The sequence below is a fragment of the Salinimicrobium gaetbulicola genome, from assembly GCF_042676025.1.
Taxonomy (GTDB): Bacteria; Bacteroidota; Bacteroidia; order Flavobacteriales; family Flavobacteriaceae; genus Salinimicrobium; species Salinimicrobium gaetbulicola.
In genome coordinates, this window is sequence record NZ_JBHTJP010000028.1 from 1 (window position 1) to 3,271 (window position 3,271).

Consider the following 3,271-nt stretch of genomic DNA (forward strand, 5'->3'; position numbering starts at 1 on the left):
GCAGCCCTTTCAAAAAGACATTTTTGACTACCTTTAAAAAGATAACTTAACCGATAAATAAACGTTTCCAAAAACCGCTACTTGCGTTAACCGGGAACGTTGTACACCATTTGAGGAAATATGAAAATACTGACAATAATCACACTTTTTTTATTTATTAATTCTGGAATTATAGAGAATAATTGCGTTGATAATGTGAAAATCGGAATGGATATTTCTGATTTTTTAGAAAGTAAGAGAGAAATTTATAAAGTCAAAGAAGAAACAATAAATCTTGAAGGAGATGACTATGCTATTTTTAATGTTTACGAAAACTCTGAATTGATTTATTCTGTAGAACCTGACGAAAACGGAGAAAAAGTTTGGAGGATTTGGCTATACGGACAGAAGTTCAAAACAGAATTAGGAATTGGTATAGGCAATACTCTTGCTGACTTAAAAAACAAATATACCATTGACGATATATCAACAGCCGAGGGAAGTGTATTTATCTTGGTCAAAGAAATTGAAATTGGTTTTGAATTAGATGGCTCTAAAATCCCAAGAGAATGGTGGAACGAAATGAAGCTTGAGGAATTGAAAAATGATTTACCAATAAGTTTAATTATAATATAAAAACGGTGTACAACATCGGTTAACGAGCAAATAGCGGCAGACCACTCAAAAATGACATTTTTGACTACCTTTAAAAAGGTAATTTAACCGACAAATTCTCGTCCCCAACTTCCGCTACTTGCGTTAACCGGAGACGTTGCCACCAATTTAAAGAACCTCCGATTCAATGAATATTATTGAAGAACTATCTAAAAAATACAGTGGAATCTATTCGGAGGAACAGGCCAAGAATGTGAACAGTCCAATAGGAAAATACACTTATCAGCCGAAAAAAGGATTAATAGAGGTAGATGGAACAAAAATTAGTGTTAATCTCAATGAAGTCGGTGGAGCTACACCTACAGCAGAACCATTTCGGATCATACTTTACCTGGAGAAATTTTATAAAACGGAACTGACAATTTACCCTAAAGATTTTTGGAATAATTTACTCGACTTTGTTTTTCCCAGAAATAAAGATAATATTCCTATTAAGATCAGAAAACAGTTCCTGTTTAAGGGGGATCAAACCTTAATTAAGAAACTCGGTTCAAACAAAGAGTTTGCTGAACATTTAGTTGATGAAAATGTTTATATCAGAACGGACAAAAAACAAACTGATCGGATCGTATTAACTCCTCCTCATGGTATTAAAGACATATACCAATTTGAAAAGTACATTACAATTTTAAAAATAATTGAAAAAGAAATTAAAACTGGTGGCAACATCGGTTAACGAGCAAATAGCGGCAGATCCTCTTAAATAACATTTTTGACTACCTTTAAAAAGATAACTTAACCGACAAATTTACGTTTCCCAGGTCCGCTACTTGCGTTAACCGGAGACGTTGTGGTGCATTAAACAAAATTCTACTAAATGAGAAAAATTGAACTGATTTTCGGAACCGTAGCAACAATCTCTATAGCTTATAAATTTCTTCTAGGTGATGAATTAAACCCGATCTTTATAATGTCGATACTTGGATTAAGTTTGTTCTATACCTACTTCAGTTTTGCTTATTTCAACAATATTCGCTTCAAAAAGATTTTAAAAAGAGAATCCTATCTAGGTATTTCAAAATGGAGAATTTTAGGTACTATAGGATTAGGTTTGGGATTAGGGCTTACAACTTTGGGAATTTTATGGTCTCTTATGTATTGGCCATTTAATACATTTTATCCATTGGGAATTCCAATTTTGCTCATAATCGGAATAACCTCAATAATAAGATTTTCGAAAACCAGGTCGGAAGGTTACCTAAGCATTTTAAAACGGATCCTAATCATTGGTGGTTTAGGCATAATTCTATGGATAACTCCTCAAGAAACATTGAATGGAATATTGGGAATAGAAATGAATGAAATGGCACAAATAAAATAAGAAGAAAAATTATGCATAACTCCTTAACGCACCACAACATCGGTTAACGAGCAAATAGCGGCAGACCATCTGAAATGACATTTTTGACTACCTTTAAAATGATAACTTAACCGACAAATTCGCGTCCCCAAGTCCGCTACTTGCGTTAACCGGAGACGTTGTGTGTAATGTAAAAAAAAACTCAAACCGATATTTATGATAAGATTGCTACTACTATTTGTATTATTTATTCCTCTTTCAGGTTTAAGTCAAGAACTCGTTCCTAATGAATTAAAACCTCTTTATGGTACAAACGAATCTGATAAAATTGAAATTTCCGAACCTCAGAAAATTAAGACTGACCTTTACCGAAACTACTATTTTAGAAGTGATTCTAAAGGAATATTCGCCATAATATTTAAATTGAAGAATTCTCAGAAGTTCGAAGATTTCCTCTTAGACAAAGGCTTTGAAAAAGTCTATGAGAATGCTGGCGGACGTTCCTCAAATTATCATATTATTGTCTACACAACCGACAGATATGAAGTTATAGTGGACAAAAAAGATAAAGAAGCCACTGTTTATGATTTTGATAAAAGAGCATATAGAGTGGTAAATGATGATTTTTATGGTGGTTCTAAAGTCGAGTCCTTAAGATCTGGCTTTTACCAAGAAGCACCATTGGAACCGAGAATCTACTTGACCTATGCGCCAATGGATAAAAACACTTTGCGCGCCAACATAAATTTTACTGCTTCAGACTGGATATACTCCACTACAATTAAATTTTCTCTTGATAACGGAAAAGAAATACTAACCTATCCTCTAAAAGAAATTTCGAAAGACGTTCAGAACTGGAGAGGGTATGTCGAAGTTGAAGAAATAAGTTCCTTTTCATTAAGTCGTAGGGATATCCAAAAGATTTTAGATGCCAAAACCGTTAAAGTAAGACTGATTGGAGAAAAATATTACGAATTTAATCCTACAAAACCTCAAACGTTTGCACTGAGCGATTTTTTAGCACATTATTGATTCTGCTCAATTCCAGAAAAGCCTATGAGACAATGTTCGGACGCAGTTAACACTACACACAACATCGGTTAACGAGCAAATAGCGGCAGACCCTCTAAAATGACATTTTTAACTACCTTTAAAAAGATAACTTAACCGACAAATTTACGTTTCCCAAGGCCGCTACTTGCGTTAACCGGAGACGTTGGGCACAATTAAAACCGAATGAACAAACTTCTCATTTTACTTTCCTCTATATTATTAATTGGTTGCTGTGATAAACCAAAATTGCTGAAAAACGGATTG

General features: G+C 33.9%; 4 protein-coding genes. All 4 read left to right on the top strand.

Features of this window, described 5'->3' with window-relative positions; translation table 11 throughout:
- Window positions 1-120: 120 nt before the first annotated feature.
- The 4 genes from ACFQ1G_RS01410 to ACFQ1G_RS01425 all read left to right on the top strand — a co-directional run bounded on the left by ACFQ1G_RS01410 (window position 121) and on the right by ACFQ1G_RS01425 (window position 2,986).
- On the top strand, window positions 121-615 hold the full coding sequence (locus ACFQ1G_RS01410; protein ID WP_380736411.1) for a hypothetical protein: 495 nt from the start codon (window positions 121-123) through the stop codon (window positions 613-615).
- Between the two features lie 166 nt (window positions 616-781).
- Window positions 782-1,330: a hypothetical protein gene (locus ACFQ1G_RS01415; protein ID WP_380736454.1), complete on the top strand. Its 549-nt coding sequence runs from the start codon at window positions 782-784 to the stop codon at window positions 1,328-1,330.
- A 141-nt stretch (window positions 1,331-1,471) separates the two neighbouring features.
- Window positions 1,472-1,975 (top strand): hypothetical protein, encoded by a 504-nt coding sequence (locus ACFQ1G_RS01420; RefSeq protein WP_380736455.1) that lies wholly within the window; start codon window positions 1,472-1,474, stop codon window positions 1,973-1,975.
- Between the two features lie 195 nt (window positions 1,976-2,170).
- Window positions 2,171-2,986: a hypothetical protein gene (locus ACFQ1G_RS01425; protein WP_380736456.1), complete on the top strand. Its 816-nt coding sequence runs from the start codon at window positions 2,171-2,173 to the stop codon at window positions 2,984-2,986.
- The last annotated feature ends 285 nt before the right edge of the window (window positions 2,987-3,271 follow it).